This is a genomic window from Ruegeria sp. BF8 (genome assembly GCF_056538625.1).
In genome coordinates this window covers 1-16502 of the sequence record NZ_JBQFTL010000001.1, presented here as the reverse complement: position 1 = coordinate 16502, position 16502 = coordinate 1, and the positions used below count along the sequence as shown (strand labels likewise).

The 16502-nt window shown below is 60.0% G+C and carries 16 protein-coding genes and 1 tRNA gene; 9 read left to right on the top strand and 8 right to left on the bottom strand.

Annotated features, from left to right (window positions below):
* Positions 1 to 32 precede the first annotated feature (32 nt).
* On the bottom strand, positions 33 to 1628 hold the full coding sequence (locus tag ACR0LD_RS00085) for a GMC family oxidoreductase (RefSeq protein ID WP_480635143.1): 1596 nt from the start codon (positions 1626 to 1628) through the stop codon (positions 33 to 35).
* Positions 1629 to 1736: 108 nt separating this feature from the next.
* Here ACR0LD_RS00085 and ACR0LD_RS00080 point away from each other — a divergent pair, with 108 nt between their 5' ends.
* The 4 genes from ACR0LD_RS00080 (at position 1737) to ACR0LD_RS00065 (ending at position 5856) form a co-directional block, all read left to right on the top strand.
* Positions 1737 to 2975: a TRAP transporter substrate-binding protein gene (locus ACR0LD_RS00080; RefSeq protein ID WP_093962894.1), complete on the top strand. Its 1239-nt coding sequence runs from the start codon at positions 1737 to 1739 to the stop codon at positions 2973 to 2975.
* A gap of 66 nt (positions 2976 to 3041) precedes the next feature.
* Positions 3042 to 3707 (top strand): TRAP transporter small permease, encoded by a 666-nt coding sequence (locus ACR0LD_RS00075; protein ID WP_170357982.1) that lies wholly within the window; start codon positions 3042 to 3044, stop codon positions 3705 to 3707.
* Positions 3707 to 5065 (top strand): TRAP transporter large permease, encoded by a 1359-nt coding sequence (locus ACR0LD_RS00070; RefSeq protein WP_093962896.1) that lies wholly within the window; start codon positions 3707 to 3709, stop codon positions 5063 to 5065. The genes ACR0LD_RS00075 and ACR0LD_RS00070 overlap by 1 nt, the downstream gene beginning before the upstream one ends.
* Positions 5066 to 5076: 11 nt before the next feature.
* Positions 5077 to 5856 (top strand): IclR family transcriptional regulator, encoded by a 780-nt coding sequence (locus ACR0LD_RS00065; protein WP_170357980.1) that lies wholly within the window; start codon positions 5077 to 5079, stop codon positions 5854 to 5856.
* Positions 5857 to 5954: 98 nt separating this feature from the next.
* On the opposite strand, the gene ACR0LD_RS00060 is transcribed toward ACR0LD_RS00065, so the two are convergent.
* The 6 genes from ACR0LD_RS00060 to ACR0LD_RS00035 all read right to left on the bottom strand — a co-directional run bounded on the left by ACR0LD_RS00060 (position 5955) and on the right by ACR0LD_RS00035 (position 10347).
* Entirely contained in the window at positions 5955 to 6416 is a 462-nt protein-coding gene (locus ACR0LD_RS00060; protein ID WP_170366788.1) for a c-type cytochrome, read from the bottom strand.
* A 37-nt stretch (positions 6417 to 6453) separates the two neighbouring features.
* Positions 6454 to 7353 carry a c-type cytochrome gene (locus tag ACR0LD_RS00055; RefSeq protein ID WP_480635140.1) on the bottom strand — a complete coding sequence of 300 codons (900 nt, stop codon included), beginning with the start codon at positions 7351 to 7353 and terminating at the stop codon, positions 6454 to 6456.
* A gap of 9 nt (positions 7354 to 7362) precedes the next feature.
* On the bottom strand, positions 7363 to 7935 hold the full coding sequence (locus ACR0LD_RS00050; RefSeq protein WP_480635138.1) for a c-type cytochrome: 573 nt from the start codon (positions 7933 to 7935) through the stop codon (positions 7363 to 7365).
* Between the two features lie 54 nt (positions 7936 to 7989).
* Positions 7990 to 8178: a hypothetical protein gene (locus tag ACR0LD_RS00045; RefSeq protein WP_480635136.1), complete on the bottom strand. Its 189-nt coding sequence runs from the start codon at positions 8176 to 8178 to the stop codon at positions 7990 to 7992.
* A 121-nt stretch (positions 8179 to 8299) separates the two neighbouring features.
* A complete protein-coding gene (locus ACR0LD_RS00040; RefSeq protein ID WP_170366752.1) occupies positions 8300 to 8749 on the bottom strand; it encodes a c-type cytochrome in 450 nt (149 codons plus the stop codon).
* Positions 8750 to 9033: 284 nt separating this feature from the next.
* Positions 9034 to 10347 (bottom strand): tetratricopeptide repeat protein, encoded by a 1314-nt coding sequence (locus tag ACR0LD_RS00035; RefSeq protein ID WP_480635135.1) that lies wholly within the window; start codon positions 10345 to 10347, stop codon positions 9034 to 9036.
* A 120-nt stretch (positions 10348 to 10467) separates the two neighbouring features.
* Between ACR0LD_RS00035 and ACR0LD_RS00030 the strand changes: the two genes are divergently transcribed.
* From ACR0LD_RS00030 to ACR0LD_RS00010, 5 genes are all read left to right on the top strand, one after another.
* On the top strand, positions 10468 to 10701 hold the full coding sequence (locus ACR0LD_RS00030) for a hypothetical protein (RefSeq protein WP_170438414.1): 234 nt from the start codon (positions 10468 to 10470) through the stop codon (positions 10699 to 10701).
* 10 nt (positions 10702 to 10711) lie between these two features.
* Positions 10712 to 12184: a guanitoxin biosynthesis MBL fold metallo-hydrolase GntH gene (gntH, locus tag ACR0LD_RS00025; protein ID WP_217361187.1), complete on the top strand. Its 1473-nt coding sequence runs from the start codon at positions 10712 to 10714 to the stop codon at positions 12182 to 12184.
* A 4-nt stretch (positions 12185 to 12188) separates the two neighbouring features.
* On the top strand, positions 12189 to 13169 hold the full coding sequence (locus tag ACR0LD_RS00020; RefSeq protein ID WP_480635132.1) for a CobW family GTP-binding protein: 981 nt from the start codon (positions 12189 to 12191) through the stop codon (positions 13167 to 13169).
* A 128-nt stretch (positions 13170 to 13297) separates the two neighbouring features.
* Positions 13298 to 14971, top strand: a complete 1674-nt coding sequence (locus ACR0LD_RS00015; protein WP_480635130.1) for a sulfatase-like hydrolase/transferase — start codon at positions 13298 to 13300, stop codon at positions 14969 to 14971.
* 47 nt (positions 14972 to 15018) lie between these two features.
* Positions 15019 to 16245, top strand: coding sequence for a DUF3179 domain-containing (seleno)protein (locus ACR0LD_RS00010; protein WP_480635128.1), 1227 nt, complete (start codon positions 15019 to 15021; stop codon positions 16243 to 16245).
* Positions 16246 to 16416: 171 nt separating this feature from the next.
* On the opposite strand, the gene ACR0LD_RS00005 is transcribed toward ACR0LD_RS00010, so the two are convergent.
* Positions 16417 to 16493, bottom strand: a tRNA-Met gene (locus ACR0LD_RS00005).
* Positions 16494 to 16502 lie beyond the last annotated feature (9 nt).

Genomic DNA, 16502 nt, shown 5'->3' with positions numbered 1-16502 from the left:
ACCCAGCCAATAACTGGCCGACAGACTCTGTGTCAGCCGCGTCCCGCGATCAGATCGCTGGCCTTCTCACCGATCATGATGGCGGGCGCATTGGTGTTTCCGCTGACGATTTCCGGCATGATCGAGCAATCTGCAACGCGCAACCCCTCGATCCCTTTTACCTTCAAATCAGGTCCGACAACGGCCGCGTCGGTCGTACCCATCGCGCAGGTTCCGGTCGGATGATAGATCGACACTGAATTCGAACGCGCCCAGTCCAACGTCCCCTCATAGTCATCACAGGACAGATCCGCCGTCGGTCGGAACTCCTCGGAGATCTTTGAGGCCAACGGATTGTGGCGCGCAATATTGCGAGCGATGTTGACGCCAGCGACGATCGTTCGGCAATCGGTCTCTGTCGACAGATAATTCGGGATGATTTTGACATAGCTGGCGGGGTCCGGTCCATCCAACCGCAACTCTCCACGGCTTTCCGGCCTGAGTTGGCAGACCGACATCGTGAAGGCCGAAAACGGGTGCACGCCTTCACCCGGGCTGTCCGCCGACCAGGGCTGGACGTGGAATTGGATGTCCGGGGTTTGAACATCGGGACGGGTCTTCATGAAACCGGTTGCCAGACTGGCCGCCATGGTCATGGGACCGGCCCGGAACAACGCGTATTTCAGCGCGATGCGGGCCTGGTTGAACAGGCTCCGCACCTCATCGTTCAGGGTCGGCTCGTTGCATTTGAATACCAGACGCGCCTGCAGGTGGTCCTGCAGCCCCTTGCCGACGTTCGGCAAGGCGTGAACAGGTTCGACTCCGTTTGCCTTCAAATGATCGGGGTCACCAATGCCTGACAGCATCAGGATCTGCGGAGAGTTGATTGCCCCCCCGGACAGGATGACCTCGCGCCGGGCCTTCACCGTTTTGGTTTCGCCCGACCGATCGCGGTAAACAACGCCTATTGCGCGCTTGCCGTCCATGGCAACCCGCGTCACCAGCGCGCGCGTGATGATCGTCAGGTTCTGCCGGTTGCGGATGGGCTTGAGATAGGCGACGGCCGCACTGCAACGACGGCCGTTGCGCGTGGTAAGCTGAAAATACCCGACGCCCTCTTGGTTGGCGCCGTTGTAGTCTGGATTGAACGGATAGCCTGCGGCCTGCGCCGCGGCGACCCAGGCATCGCAGATCGGGCGCTGTATGCGCATATTGGAGACGGACAGCGGGCCACCTACGCCGTGATACTCGTCCTCTCCGCGCTCTTGATCTTCGCTGCGTTTGAATAGCGGCAAAACATCGTCCCAGCCCCACCCGACGTTTCCCATCTGGCGCCAGCGGTCGTAATCCTCTTTCTGCCCGCGAACATAGAGAAGCCCGTTCAACGAGGACGACCCGCCCAATACTTTTCCGCGCGGCCAATCAATGGAACGCCCATTCAGGCCCGGGTCAGGCTCGGTGCGATAACACCAATCGACCGAGGGGTTGTGCATGGTCTTGAAGTAGCCGACCGGGATGTGAATCCACGGGTTGGTGTCCGGTCCGCCCGCCTCGATCAATGCAACTTTGGTTTGGGGATCAGCACTAAGCCGATTGGCGATGACACATCCCGCAGAACCGGCACCGACAATCACATAGTCCACTTCCATGATCGGCTCCTCCCGAAGTTGCTAAAAAAACCCTATGCAAGATGCATGAATTAAGCTAGCATTTTTTGATACAAAACGTCTCAATAATTGCGAAACGGGAGGATAGCAATGGAGATCGGACGAAAGTTAAGTGGCATTTCACGGCGGGACTTTTTCCGCGTTGCCGGACGCTATGGCATGAGTTCCACTCTGCTGGCAGCGGGGGGTTTCGGTGGGGCCATGAGCCTTGCCAATCTCGCGCAGGCGGCTGAATCCACGTATGAAAAACGATTCTCGAAAGAGCCCAAGCATACGCTGAAATTCGGCGCGGCAGGTTTCAACACGCGCAACCTTCTCATCGAACGGGCCGGCGCCATCGAGTTCGCCCGCGACCTCGAAGAGCGCACGGACGGTGAGATTCGCATTGAGTTCATCGGCGACAACCAGATCTGCGGTCAGCTGAGCTGTGTCGAGAAAACCCAGCAGGGAATCGTGGACATTTACGCGGCCTCGACCCAGAACTCGGCCGGTGGCGCACCCTATCTGAACGTGTTGGACTATGCCTACATGTTCCCAAGCCGCGCGGCGCAGTATCATTTCTTCTACAGCCCCGCCAGCCAGCGGATCCTGCGCGAGCCGCTCGAAAAGCGCCACGGGTTGAAGTTCCTGTTCACCCACTGCGAATTGCGCGGGCTGCAGATGGGGTCGACCTTTGCGGACAAGCCCACCGTCACCAAACTGGAAGAGCTGTTTGGCACCAAGAACCGCGTGACCGGCACTCAGCTGGGTCGGATCGCGATGCAGCTGCTGAACCTGAACCCGGTTCCGGTGGCTTGGGAAGAAACGCTGGATGCGCTGAAGACCGGTCTGATCGATGGGGCCGAAACCTGGGCATCGGCGGTGGCCTACGCGAACATGGCACCGGTCGTTTCCCAGTCGGTCAACCTCAAGTTCTTCTGCGGTACCGAACACACGTCGATGTCGGCCAAGGTCTTCGACAGCCTGGGCGGCGAGCTGCAGGATGCGGTCATGGAATCGTCCTACTTCACGCAGGCCCTGATCCAGGGTGCAAACGAAGCCGCGCTGCTGAACACGGTCGGCTTCTCGGATCCGCAGCTGCCCAACACGATCTTCGCCGAGAACGGTGTGCGTGCGGCCTTCCTGCCGGACGACCAGATCAAGCTGGCCGAGGAAATGTGTGCCCCGAACTTCAACCCGGAACCCTGGGCAGAATGGCGCGAGCGCCTGAACAAGTGGGCCGGCGGCATCGACACCTATCAGGAGATCTACGACATCGCGCGCGAGATCCCGGCAGACACCCTGCCGGAAAATGTCGAGCCGCGCCGTTGGTGGATGGGCCAAGCCTGATAAACTGATTTGAACCGGCCCTGCGTGGGCCGCTTCAACCGAAGACCGACTGGGAGGACGGGGTTCATGTCATTTTGGGCAGACATCGGCGCGATATTCAGCGCCTTTCTCAGCCAGGATTCCTTTGAAATTCAATCAGCGTTGGAGTCCGACGCAGCGTGGGTTGTCGGCGCCGTCGTCGCTGCGCTGGGTGGGCTTCTGGTCATGCTGATCTATCGCAAGGTTCCCTTCATCGAGCGCCATCTGGAACGATCCGTGATGGTGTATTCCTATCTCGCCATTGCGCTGATCATCTTCTGGGGCGTGATCGACAGGTTCGTCTTCAATGACCAGGAACCCTGGTCCACAACGATTCCACCCTTGCTGTTCATGGTGATGGCGTGGTTTGGGGCCTCCTACAACGTGCGCCTCAGAACGCATCTGAGCTTCAGCGAATTCCGGACCGCGATGCCACGTGGCGGGCAGTTGGCCTGCCTGATCCTGGACGCGGTGCTATGGTTCATCTTCGCGGTCATAGTCATCGTGACCACGTCCCGGCTGGTGGCCTTGTCAGCGTCCAACTTCCAGATCGTTCTGGGCACGGACAACATCATGCAGTGGTGGTTCCTGCTGGCTGCACCTTTGTCTTTCTTTCTTATGGTCGGCCGAGTGTTCCAAAACCTGGCGGACGATCTGCGCAACTTCAAAACAGGCGAGCCGCTGATCAAGCAGGCCGTGATCGGGGCAGACTGATGGCAGACGGAACTTGGGTTACTTTGATTTCGCTCGGCGTGACATTCCTGTTCATGTTGGGCGTACCGGTCCTTCTGGTCATCGGCTACTGGGTGATCGGCTGCTCGTTTGTTCTGGGCCTGACGCTCGACAACATGGGCGCCGAGCTTTTGAACGTGTTCAACAAGGGCTTCGCGCTGCTGGCCATGCCCCTGTTCATCCTGACCGGAGACCTGATCAACAAGTCGGGTATCGCCCGAAGGCTCAGCGATTTCGCCTATGCCTGTCTCGGCTGGATACGCGGCGGTCTGGCGATGGCTTCGCTTGGGGCCTGCGGGTTGTTCGCGGCGATCTCGGGGTCGAACTCGGCCACGACAGCCACGATCGGATCGATGCTGCACCCCGAGATGGTCAAAGGCGGCTATGACGAACGCTTCAGCGCCGCCACCGCCGCGGCAGGCGGCACAGTCGGCATCATCATCCCGCCGTCGATCATCTTCATCGTCTACGGTTTCCTGATGAACCTGCCGATTTCCGAACTGTTCGTGGCCGGCATCCTGCCCGGCGCGCTGATGGTGATCGGGATGCAGTTTGCCTGCTGGATCATCTGCCGCATGAACGGCTGGGGTCACCTGATCCCGCTGCAACTGAACCGAGTTCTGAAAACCGCCTTCGGCGCGTGGCTGGGCTTTTTTGCCATCGGGCTTGTGCTGTGGGGCATCTACACCGGCAAGTTCTCTCCGACCGAGGCCGCCGGGGTCACCGTTGGCTTCTGCGTCATCGCCGGGCTGGTGAGTTATCCGATCAACCGGATCATGGGTGCCCGCGACGATGTTTCCCCAACGGACAAGAGCTTTGCCGAAATGCTGGTGGTCGAGGGTTTCACGATCCCCGAGATCCCGTCAATCGTCATCCGTTCGGCACAGATAACCGGGATCCTGGCGCCTCTGATTGCCATCTCGGTGGTAATGCAGCAGATCCTTTCCCTGCTGGGGGCCCAGGAAACGATCGGCAATTTCGTGACCTCGATGGGGGGTTACCATGCTGTTCTGTTCACCTCGATGGTGATCGTGTTTTTCTCGGGCATGGTTCTGGAAAGCCTGCCGGTGACCATCATTCTGGCCCCGATTCTGGCGCCGATCGCAGCTTCGGTCGGGATTGATCCGATCCACTTCTCGGTGATCTTCCTTGTCGGAGCATCCATTGGCTTCATCACGCCGCCATACGGGCTGAACCTGTATGTCGCCTCGGGAGTTACAGGCGTGCCGTATTTCCGGCTTCTGCGGTATACGGTGCCTTATCTGGTGGCGTTGCTCTCGGTCTGGATTCTGGTGTCACTGGTGCCTGATCTGGCCTTGATACTACTGCCGAAAAACTAGACTGTAGCCGGATGACCGCGACGGACACACAAGACAAGGACACCCAGATTCCAACGAACCTGCGCCTGTTGCTGATCTTGGAAGAGGTCGCGCGGCGCGGGGTCGCGGTCAAACCGGCAGATCTGATCGAAGCGTTGGGTCTGGCAAAGCCGACGGTCCACCGGCTGCTGCAGACGGCCGAGGCCGAAGGGTTCCTTCAACGAGATCTGGACGGCCGGTCCTATGGGCCCGGCCCCCGGTTGCGGCAGATGTCCGTGAACACCGTGTCGTCCGAACATCTCCGCACGGCCCGCCTGGCCATTCTGCGCGGAGTAGCCGACGAAATTGGTGAGACCTGCAACCTTGCCATCCCCGACCGCGAGGGGATGATCTATCTCGACCGGGTCGAGACCAAATGGCCACTGAGAATCCAGCTGCCGATTGGGACCCAGGTGCCATTCCACTGCACCGCCAGCGGAAAGATGTACCTCTCGACCCTGCGCCGAAACACCTTGGATGGGTTTCTCTCGGCCCGCGGGCTGACCGCTAACACCGAGAAAACCATTACCGACCCCACGGCCATGCGTGCCGAGATCGCCAAAATCGCCCAGAACGGTTACTCGACCGACGACGAGGAGTTCATGCCCGGCATGGCCGCCGTCGCGGTTCCGGTCTTTGACGAGAATGACCGGCTTGCGGCCACTCTGTCCGTGCACGCCCCCACGCAGCGGCACGATCTGACAAGCCTGAAGCAATTCCTGCCACTGCTGCAGTCCGGGGCACTCAAACTGTCGGGTCTGCTTGCTTCATAGGGTGGCGAACACGGGACCGAGCCGAGCGGAGGCGATTAGTGATCTCGCCCAACCGACTTGAGCAGACACAGAATTGACGCGTAAACTCCGACAAAAAATCAGTTGCCTGCCCGGGCTTCCGCCTCGGTACGTTGGCGTTGAATCGCGCGTTCGCGTTCGGGCCAACTGTCCTTGATGAACGCGAGGATGTCCCAGATATCCTGATCGGACAGGCTGTCGGCAAATCCCGGCATTCCGCTTTGGACCCCCGAGACTCCCATTCGCTTGAGCATCTCCTCGCCGCCCAACTTGGTATAGTCGAACAATAGGCCATCGCCATGATGCCAGGTGTGCCCGGTTCGATCATGCGGCGGGGCTGGCAGGACGCCGTCCGCATCAGGCGTTTGCCAATCGGCTTGACCCTCCAGCTTGGCCCCGTGACACGACGCACAGTTTTCGGCATAAAGCGCCGCCCCACGTAGCGGATCGGCGGATGCACCGTCAGGCACCCCTTTTGACATCCACCATTGAGCGCTGGCTACACCGATGATCACAACGGCCACCGGTGTACCCCATTTCATCATTGGCGAGATCGCTCGGCGCGGCGGCTCCACCTTTTTACCCTTCGTCATGGGCATCGAGCAGATAGGTGGCCATGGCGCGGTGGTCTTCTTCGGTCAGGAAGCGGGTGCCGTAGGTCACGACCTCGCCCATTGCGCCGCCGAATACGTCACCGTCGGGCATGATACCTGTGCGCAGGGCATAGGCCAGGCTGTCGACCGTCCAGCCCCGCCTCTGCAGGGTTGCAGAGTCGATGGCCGGCGCCTTGTCGCCGCCCGGCAATGCATCACTGCCCCTGAAGCGCTCGGAATCCGATTTGCGGGCACCCAGCAGATTGCGCCCGGTGTGGCAGGCGGCGCAGTGGGTGGCGCCTTCGACCAGCAGCCGGCCGCGGTTCCACACATCACCTTTGCCGGGGACCGGATCGGTGCGCGGAGGATCAAGGAAGGCCGCGCGCCACAGTTTCAGCCCCCAGCGCTGGTTGAAGGGAAAGGCCATCTCTTGCGCGCGGGACGGCGTGGCCGCCGGGGGCACGGTCTGGAACGCCGCCCACAGGTCGGCGATGTCCTGATCGGTGAATTCGGCGTAGAACGGGTACGGGAGGGCCGGGTAATAGGGCTGCCCGTCCGGCGCCACGCCTTGGCGTACGGCCTTGGCGAATTCCTCGATCGTCCAGCCACCGATTCCGTGGTCCGGGTCGGTGGTCAGGTTGGGGGAATACAGCGTGCCAAAGGGTGTCTTTAGCTTGACGCCGCCGGCCAGGGGCGCGCCGCCCTCGGCGAAGTTGGTGTGGCAGGCGATACAGCCGCCCGCCCGCGCCAGGTAGGCCCCGCGGTCAACGTCGCCCGTCAGGTCGGGCAGTTGCGGCGTCAGACCGATCGGCCACGCGATTACGGCGGCCAGCCCCGCCGCAGCCAGTACGGCAGAGGCAAGGACCAGACGATAGAGGCGTTTCATCGAAGCACCTTATTCCGACCGAAACCGCGTGTGACAGGCCGAGCAAGTCTGGCCCAGCATCATGAACACGCCATCGGCGGGCATCTCGGACAGCTCCTCGCGCCCGGGGGGGCCGCCCGTCATGGCCCCGCCCCCCATCATCGAAGCGCCGCCCATCATGCCCGATCCGCCCATCATGCCGGACCCTTGCCCGGCACCGGCCATCATCAGCCCGTTGTCGGCCGCCAAGGCCAGCCCCTCGGCATAGGTCTGCAGCTGTTCGGCTAGTTCGGCGAAGGCGTCCCAGTCCTGCCAGATCGCGGGTTTGGCCTCGGAGGGCATGCCATCGCTGCCTTCGGGGAACAGCCGGGTCATGCTGTCGCCGGCATGGCGGCCGATCGTCTCGGCTGCGTCTCGGACGGTGCCGGCGTCATAGGGCGTCTTGCCCTGCATCATCGGCGTCAGGGTCTTCATGGCGCCCTTCATGGCGGACATGCCGTCCATGCGTTCCTTCACGATCCCGGTGGCGCCACCATGCGCCAGGGCGGTCACGGCCACCATCCACGCCAGCACGGCGCCCGTCGTCAGCTTGAAAAAGGTCATCCTCTTGTCCTGTATGTCTGCTTCAACTCGCCCCCAGAAGAGGCCTTACCTGACTCAGGACACGGCGCGCGGCGGGGGCGGATCGAACAGGGCCACCGGCAACATCCGGTATTGGCCCGACGGGATGGCACGGCGGTTGATCGTTGAGACCAGCGCGGAAACGACGGGCGCGGCCACGGTCATGGCCCGGGTGGCCCTGTTCGACATGGTCGGGGTCGGATGCTTCCAGATCGACGACGGCATGTGTGCCCCCATCGCCCCCATGCGCAAAGGCGGGTTCCGAGAACACCAGAATACCGGCCAGAACCAGGCCCAAGGCCAGAACCCACCGTCCGATCATCCTGTCCGCCCAACTGTGCAAGGTTCAGTTTATCCCGTTCTCGCGCTGCAGTTCCCTGACATAGGCAACGATGCCCTGCACGTCTGCACGGGTCAAGCCAGCCACCGGCGGCATGTCGCCAAAGCGCCAGTGGTGGGCCTGAACACCATATTGAACCGCCCGCTGAAAAGCCTCGTCCCCGTGGTGGCTGGGCTCATAGATCTTGTGCACCAAGGGCGGAGCCAGGCCTTCCAAACCCGTGGCATTCGCCCCATGGCAGACAGCGCATTTGACGTCAAAGGCAACCTTGCCCATCTGGGCCGGCGCACTGAACGTCGCCGGCACGCTGACTTGCGCGATCGGGTCCCCCCGCGACAGCGACGAGGTGTCAGGCACCTCCATCGAGTGCCCTGCAGGTTGTTGGCTGAGGTTGTAGGCGAACACGGCAGCGCCTGCGATCAGAACGCCGCCCACCAATGGCGTCAGTTTGTTCATCGGCTCGTTTCACTCGGTTGTTTTTTGGCTTGGCGCGGGCGGCACCAAAACGGTCTGACACTGATCAAACCTGCTTGACCTGCCGGTCTTGCCGCCTTGCGCACAGTTTCGGGTGACCGTTTGCCCCATTCCCGCGCTGGAAGGTCAAGAGAAGTTTGCGGCAAATTTCCCCCAAAGCCGACGAAGGACTGCAGCACCGAAACGTCAACGCCGAGCTGGGCCGCGCACGAAGCCATCAGTTGGAACTTGAAGACTTCTTAGCGGCGCAGGCTGCGACGGGTCTTTCAGTACTTCGCCAGAGATCCGAGTATCTTCTTCCGTGTATCGGGGTCACCCGGAAAGATCCTTTGCACCAGAAATTCGGACGGAAAATCCGGCCACGTGGCCTCCAACTCATCAACAAGTCTTTGCGCTTCGTCAAAATTGCCCAGCTGATCATGAGCGACGGCCTGGAACAAAAGTGATGGCCCGCTTACGGGCGCTCCTGCAGCAGGCGCACCCTGAAAGGCATCGACAACGTTTTCGTAGTTCCCGAGCACAAGCTGCGATACGCCCCAGATATTTCTCGCCCCAAATCGGCCGGACCCGGATCTGGCCCGCGACGGATTGCTAACCTCAGCCGCAAGTTCGGGCTCGTTCGCAATCAGGGCGGCAATCCCGACAAGGTCCAGAACATGGCCATCTTCAGGCGCAAGTTCAGCAGACAAGCGGGCGTATTTCAAAGCTTCATCCGCGTCGCCCGACACCGCCAATCGCCAGCCATTCGAGGCATTGGCCCATGCACCCGACGGCGACAACTCAAGCGCCGTTCCTGACATCTCAGATGCTTGGCGCAGCAGATCCTCTCGTGTGTCCTCGTCTTGAGACAGCAGAGCCAGTGTGGCCAAGACCTGAGCCATTCCCGCATAGCCATCGGGCAAGACCGGGTCGAGCTCGGTGGAGTGCTGGAACATTCCCAAGGCGATCTGCTGGCGTTTGACATCGAAGACCGGAAAGAACATCCCCCGCGCCTGATCCGCCAGGTTGGCCGCTTGGAGTCTGACAAGCGATTGCTGACCAAGCGCAGCCCGTTCGGCCTGCCGGGTGGTGTTGGAGGGTTGCCCGACCTCGTCATTGCCGGGTCCCAGCCACATGCCCAGCATGACGATCATGGCCACAACGCCCAGCCCGACCAACAGAAGTCCACGCAGGTGCCTGGGTCTGCCGGACGGGCCGTGGCTTACCAAGTCCGACTTCGGGTCGTCCAGGGTAGCTTGGTGTGAAAACCGCGGCTTGTATCCGCCAGGATCGATGAAGATCCGAACGCCCTGGCCGTCCCAATGGTCTTCGTAAAACTCACGCAGCAAACGCCGTAGTCGCCTCGCCTCTACCCGAACCAGATTTCGACCACCGCTGCCATCAATGCTGCGACCGTACACTTCGACTGCGATGGCCTTGCCGCGGATCTGGGAACCGCGACCGGCGAGGGCTTCCTCGACGACATAGGTCAGAAACTGCTGAAGCCGGGGCGAAGTTTGGAACTCGGCGCTGGCAACAACATCACGCAGCGCCTGCCGAACCAGGTCAGGTGATGGCAGCCCAACATCTTGATCTAACAATAAATCATTGGCTTGGTTCACTGCAAACTCACCCCCAACTCACGGTGACTCACTTGGCCGCCCCGGTCAACCGCACGCATCTTGATGCGAGAATAGATATTGGGAATCGGGCTTTATCCAGTGACGGACGACCTCAAAGACGAGCTACCCGAGCTTTCGACTGTGCTTTCCAGCCAGTTCAAACCGGACGCGTTTCTGAGCGAGGCCATCGAGGACTTCGGCAAAGTCTGCGCAAAGCTCAAGGATACGTCGATCACTGCGTCCGAGCGCGAGGAATGGGCCCATATCAAATCTGAGCTTGTGAACGAGCTTCGTCGTCTGGCGAAGCGCAATCTTAGAAACGCATCCGACTGAGGGTATAGCAATGACCGACAAAGACCAAAGCAACGATCACGAAAACGAACAAAACCAGCCAGCGGATGAAATCGAAAACCCTTCGCGCCGGCATGTCATGCAGGGGCTGGCGGCAGGTGCGGTGGCAACGGGGGCTGTCAGCTACGGCTCCGGCGTAGCACAGGCGCATGAGGGGGACGGCCCTCTGGGTGAAAGCCTGAAGAACCCCTATGGCGGCCGGCCGGCCGGCGGCATCACTCTGCCAGAGTACTTCCGGCCGACGAAATACATGACCGGGTCGAACGCAAACTATTTCCCGCTTTCCGAGGAATTGGGGCCCGACGAGATGCGCATCTCCTTCTGCGGGTCAACGCCGTTTCCTCCGCGTGAGGATCAGGCAGGCACCTGTGTGATGGTCGAGCTGGGCAATGGAAAACGGTTCTTCTTCGATTTCGGGTCGGGCTGTGTGCGCAACATCATCGGGATGCAGGTGCCTGCGCAATTGATCAACGATATCTTCATCACGCATCTGCATGTCGATCACTACGCCGACATCCCCTATATCTACCCGTTCAGAGCCTGGTCGGGTGGCTACACGCCGCTGCGGATCCACGGCCCGTCCGGCCGGACACCCGAGCTTGGAACGGCGGGCATGGTGGACGGCATGAAGCAAATGCTGAAATGGCATCTGGAGGCCTTCGACGTATTCCCGATTGGAGACGGTTACGAAATCGAGGTCAACGAGTTCGATTTCCGTCAGGAAGGCGGCATCGTCTATGACGAAGATGGCGTCACCGTGCGCTCTTGGCCACGCAGCCATGCCAAGGACGGCGCCGTCGGGTATCGCCTGGATTGGAACGGCCTGAGCTTCGTTTGGACCGGGGACGGCCGACCGGATGAATTGAGCCTTGAATACGGCAAAGGCGTTGATGTGTTCGTCACCGAAATGTCCGGTCAGGATATCGGCCAGTTGATGACCTACAAATACGGCCTGCCGCAGGAGCTGTTCAACTACACGATCGATACCCATCACACCTCGCATTATGCGGTTGGCAAGATGATGGCTGAGGCACGCCCCCGGCTTGCGATGGTGACCCATTACACGCAAGACGAGGACATTGATGCCGAGATGCTGGCGGGCATCCGGGCCCATTATGATGGGCTGTTCGCCTGGGGTCTGGACGTGGCCGTGGTCAACGTCACAAAAGATGCGATCTGGTATCGGAAGGCGACACTGCCCGGCAAGTCAGGCTCGGTCGCACCGTTCCGTGAATTGGGCAAGATGGAAGCCGAAGGCAAGATCACCTTGCCCGATGAAATCAAGCCACCTGCCCCGCGGTCATCGCGCGCCGAACAGCAGGACCAAAAGTACCGCGACATGGAGATCGACCCCAAGGAATACTACCCCTCCGACGTGTTCCGCGCGCCCAACCCCGAATGGCCCAGCGACTTTGTGATCAAGACCGACGACGTCATTCCAAACCGCAAGAAGAAGACGGAGTGACAGTATGATCGAGTTTGGTTCGACTGCGGCAATTCCGGTCACAATTCTTACCGGCTTTCTCGGGGCGGGGAAAACAACCCTACTGAACCGCATCCTGACCGGCAATCATGGTCTGCGGGTTGCGGTTCTGGTCAACGATTTCGGCTCGATCAATGTGGATGCTGATCTTGTGGTTAGCCTGGAAGACGATGTGATGAGCCTGGCGAATGGTTGTGTGTGCTGCTCGATCCGGGATGACCTGATCGAAACGGTCGAGGCCGTTCTCGCCCGACCGGAGAAACCGGAATACATCGTCCTCGAGGCCAGTGGCGTATCGGACCCGTCCTCGATCGCGATGACGTTCACGGACCAGAAGTTCCGGGACATGATCCGCCTCGACAGCCTGATGTGCCTTGTCGACGCCGAGCAGCTGTTCGCTGCACCAGAGCAGATGGAGTTGAAACTCAGGCAAATCGCGTTCTCCGACATGGTCATCTTGAACAAGGTGGACCTGGTCAGCAGAGAAACAGTTCAGAAAGTGCACGACTGGCTCGGCTCGCGTTTCCGCAGGTATCGCCTGGTCGAAGCGGTCAATGCGGATGTCCCGCTGGACATATTGCTGTCGGTCGGCCGGTTTGCTGCCGAACAGCTTGAGACAGAAGTGCCGGAGCATCATGAGCATGGGCCTGACTGCGGGTGCCAACACGCTGATCATTCAGACGGCTTTTCAACAACGATGATGAAGGCCGAGCAACCCATCAGCCTGTCATCGCTGAGAGGCGCAATTCGAAAGCTTCCGGGCGACGTCTATCGCCTCAAAGGATTCGTTTTCAGCGAGGAGGACCCGGACCATCGCATTCTTGTGCAGGTCGTCGGAAAGCGCATGGACATTTCACGGGATGGCGCGTGGGGTGATCGAAAACCCGAGACGCGGCTTGTGGCGATCGGCGCGCCAGGTGCGCTTTCGGAACACGTTCTCACCGACGCCCTGTTCGAAACAGCCTAGTGATCACGCCGGTGGTTTGCCCTCAAACGGGGCGCCCGGCCCTCGTGCCACCGCCCTTGAATTTGATTTAGAGGCCGAAATAATTAGACTTGTCGCAATCGCAACCATCCTGCAGCGGGGAACCCTTTATGTTCAAAAGACTTTATTGTTTGGCGCCGGCCATCTCGATCCTGTTGTCTTCCCCGCTTTTTGCGCAGGACACGCCGATCATCCACGACGCGCAGTACTATATTCTGGAAGCGCAGAATGGCGAGCAGTGGATTGAAGACAACGCTGCCGTCGATGCGTTACTGGCCGAATTTCGGGAAGGCAATGCTGGAAATCCTCCCAACATCGTGTCCATTCTGATCGACGATTTGGGTTTCGGCGACATGGGCATTCCCGAACTGAATGCGGTCCGCGGAATTGAAACCCCCAACATCAATGCGTTCTCGGACGAAGCCATGCGCATGGTTCGAATGTATACCGAGCCCTCCTGCACGCCGACGCGCGTGGCCCAGATGACCGGGCGCCTGCCGGTGCGCATGGGTATGGGCGATACCACGGTCGACATTGCCGGCTTTGGCCTTCCCGGAGATGAGGTCACGCTGGCAGAGGTTCTGAAAGAGGCCGGCTATGCCACCAGCCATGTCGGCAAGTGGCATATGGGTGATATCGCGGAAAGCTGGGCGATGAACCAGGGTTTCGACTATGCGCAGCATGCCATCCATCAACAGGGTCAGCTGACGATCTTCAACGATGACGCCATCCGCGAGCAGGTCTCGGTCGGCATCCAGGACTTCGAAGAGGACTATATCGTAGACGATTGGTTCCGCCCCGATCCCGCCGCCATGGCCACCGTCATCGAAGGTGAGGCTGGCGGTCCAATCCGTGAAATCCGCATGCAGCCGGGCGAGCGGTGGGACGCAGAAAAATACGATGAGATGAACGAACAGTTCCAGCTCAAGGCGCTGTCTGAACTGCAGCGGCTGGCAGGCGGCGACACCCCCTTCTTTCTGCAGTACTGGCCGATGATCCCGCTGGACAACACGCGTGCAGGACGCGACGGCCCCGAAAGCGTGAATGGCGGCCTTTACGCCGACAAGTTGCAACTGCTGGACGAATATCTGGGCGTGCTCTTTGAGGAGATGGAGACGCTTGGCGTAGCCGAAAACACCATTGTAGTGCTGATGGGCGACAACGGACACTTCACGAAATATTCCCCACAGTCAGGTTTCACGCCGATGATTTTCCGCGGCGGCAAGGGAGATACGACAGAAGGCGGCGTACGTGTGGATGCCTTCATCCGCTGGCCCGGAATGATCGAGGCGGACTCGATCGTGAACAACATCATCCATGTGTCGGATCTGTATACGACCCTGTCCCGCCTGGCGGGCGCCGACGCGTTCATCCCACGGGACAGGCTTGTGGATGGGGTGGACCAATCCGCGTCAATCCTGTTCGGTGATGAGTCGAAAACGCGGCGCGATCACGTGATCATTTATTCGGTGGCGTCCCCGAAGGCGATCGTGAAGGACCAGTTGAAACTGAACCTTCCGGGTGCCGGAGAAAGTGCAATTCTGGCGAATTTTTTCGATATCTATCGGGATACGCATGAAAAGTACCCGGTTTCGACCGAAGTCGGCGCATGGGGCGGCCAGGAATTCCAGCGCATTCTGGGCCGGCATCTTACCCGCAAGAAACTGTACCCTGATACCGAACCTGCGCGCGGCGTGCCGTATGAAGGCATCGAAAACCTGCGCCCGGAAACCGTTGCCGCGGTCGAAGCCTTTCTGACCAAACAGGCTGCGGTCGAACGCTAACTGCAGTCCGACCTCACGTCGGCCCGCCACGTTCAAGAGGCACCTCCATGCTTGCCAACCTGATCTTCTATATCGGACTCGCTGTCTCGCTCGGGATTGGCTTTGTCTATTTCCGTGACCTAGGCGACGTCTCCCAGATGTTGCTGAAGGTAAAGCGAGAAAACATGATCCGCTTCATTCGCAACGAATATCGGTTGATCGGGCTTGGCCTTGCGGCTTTTGCGGTTGCGACCATAGCCCACTTTGCGTTTGGTGCCGGCATCGGCGCGATTTGGTGGTTGGGCGCGGCTCTGGCATTGGTTCTGTATGGCTTTCCCTATGTGTGGGTCCATTTGGGGTTGAGAAACCAGCTCAACACAGCCCGGTATTACAGCATTGCCGAAGCGGAACGGTTCGTCGGACCGACCGCGCCCGTGATCGTGATGACAAACGGCGATCACGCCCGGGCACATCCTGACGCCCAGATCATGCGGCCTCACCTGGCCGGCGACGCCAGGGGGCTTGGGGGCGAAGACGTCGTCATGACCTATTGTGCAATGGCCAATCTTGGTCAGGGTTACAGGCCATCCATCGAAGGAAAGCGGCTGAACCTTCAAGTTCTAGCGCAACATGGCAACAACCTGATCCTGCGGGACAACGACACCGGGGAACCGATCCAACACATCTACGGGTTCCGAGAGGCGGATCGGGACACCGCGACGGACGGTCCCGCGTGCCCATTGCGTCCGGAAGCTCAAATGAAGCCGTGGCCAACGTTCCGCATGACATTCCGTGGCTTCAAGAAAGCCTACCCCGACGGTGAGGTCTTTCTAAACAAGCCGTCAAGCAACCCGTTCCTGAGACTGCTGGACATGGCGCTGGAGATCATTTTCGGATGGGGGATCGCCAGGCAGCATCAAGAGGCTGCCCCCGTCATGGACAACATGGAGCGCGCGCCAGACACACGCCTGCCCAACAAGACACCTGTTTGGGGCGTGACTGTCGGGTCGGATGCCGTCTGTTGGACCGACGACTTCGTGGTTGACCAGAACTGGCTGGTGAACACACAAGTCGGTGGGCGTGATCTTGTGGTGCAAATAGACCCACATTTCGAAAGCCTCGGGGTCTGGTACAACGACAGCGGAAAACCAGTAAAGCGATGTGACTTTTGGGGAAATAGCGATCAGGGGCAACTCAGGCGGGTTGAAACCTTGCGCGCCGGGCTGTTCTGGCACGTCTGGGCAGAGTTCTTTCCCAACACAGATGTCAATCGCATTGGCTGCAGCGCGACGTAAGTTAGGCGGATTGGCTCATCGGGCGTGAAAGTGCCGCGCCACAGTGGAACGCTTTCGGAGAAACACTCCCAAAGCCCTTCTGCTCGGCGCCCCAAGACACTACCCTATCGGTAAAGGGCTACCCTTGACCCAAAGCTAGGGATTTTGTGGATAGTTTTGATTTTGTGGATTTGGTTGCGGGAGCAGGATTTGAACCTGCGACCTTCAGGTTATGAGCCTGACGAGCTACCGGGCTGCTCCATCCCGCGACACTTTGG

Excerpts from the sequence above, each read along its gene's own strand:
- ACR0LD_RS00085 (WP_480635143.1), bottom strand. The coding sequence starts at position 1,628 with ATGGAAGTGGACTATGTGATTGTCGGTGCCGGTTCTGCGGGATGTGTC.
- ACR0LD_RS00080 (WP_093962894.1), top strand. The coding sequence starts at position 1,737 with ATGGAGATCGGACGAAAGTTAAGTGGCATTTCACGGCGGGACTTTTTC.
- ACR0LD_RS00075 (WP_170357982.1), top strand. The coding sequence starts at position 3,042 with ATGTCATTTTGGGCAGACATCGGCGCGATATTCAGCGCCTTTCTCAGC.
- ACR0LD_RS00070 (WP_093962896.1), top strand. The coding sequence starts at position 3,707 with ATGGCAGACGGAACTTGGGTTACTTTGATTTCGCTCGGCGTGACATTC.
- ACR0LD_RS00065 (WP_170357980.1), top strand. The coding sequence starts at position 5,077 with ATGACCGCGACGGACACACAAGACAAGGACACCCAGATTCCAACGAAC.
- ACR0LD_RS00060 (WP_170366788.1), bottom strand. The coding sequence starts at position 6,416 with ATGAAATGGGGTACACCGGTGGCCGTTGTGATCATCGGTGTAGCCAGC.
- ACR0LD_RS00055 (WP_480635140.1), bottom strand. The coding sequence starts at position 7,353 with ATGAAACGCCTCTATCGTCTGGTCCTTGCCTCTGCCGTACTGGCTGCG.
- ACR0LD_RS00050 (WP_480635138.1), bottom strand. The coding sequence starts at position 7,935 with ATGACCTTTTTCAAGCTGACGACGGGCGCCGTGCTGGCGTGGATGGTG.
- ACR0LD_RS00045 (WP_480635136.1), bottom strand. The coding sequence starts at position 8,178 with ATGCCGTCGTCGATCTGGAAGCATCCGACCCCGACCATGTCGAACAGG.
- ACR0LD_RS00040 (WP_170366752.1), bottom strand. The coding sequence starts at position 8,749 with ATGAACAAACTGACGCCATTGGTGGGCGGCGTTCTGATCGCAGGCGCT.
- gntH (WP_217361187.1), top strand. The coding sequence starts at position 10,712 with ATGACCGACAAAGACCAAAGCAACGATCACGAAAACGAACAAAACCAG.
- ACR0LD_RS00020 (WP_480635132.1), top strand. The coding sequence starts at position 12,189 with ATGATCGAGTTTGGTTCGACTGCGGCAATTCCGGTCACAATTCTTACC.
- ACR0LD_RS00015 (WP_480635130.1), top strand. The coding sequence starts at position 13,298 with ATGTTCAAAAGACTTTATTGTTTGGCGCCGGCCATCTCGATCCTGTTG.
- ACR0LD_RS00010 (WP_480635128.1), top strand. The coding sequence starts at position 15,019 with ATGCTTGCCAACCTGATCTTCTATATCGGACTCGCTGTCTCGCTCGGG.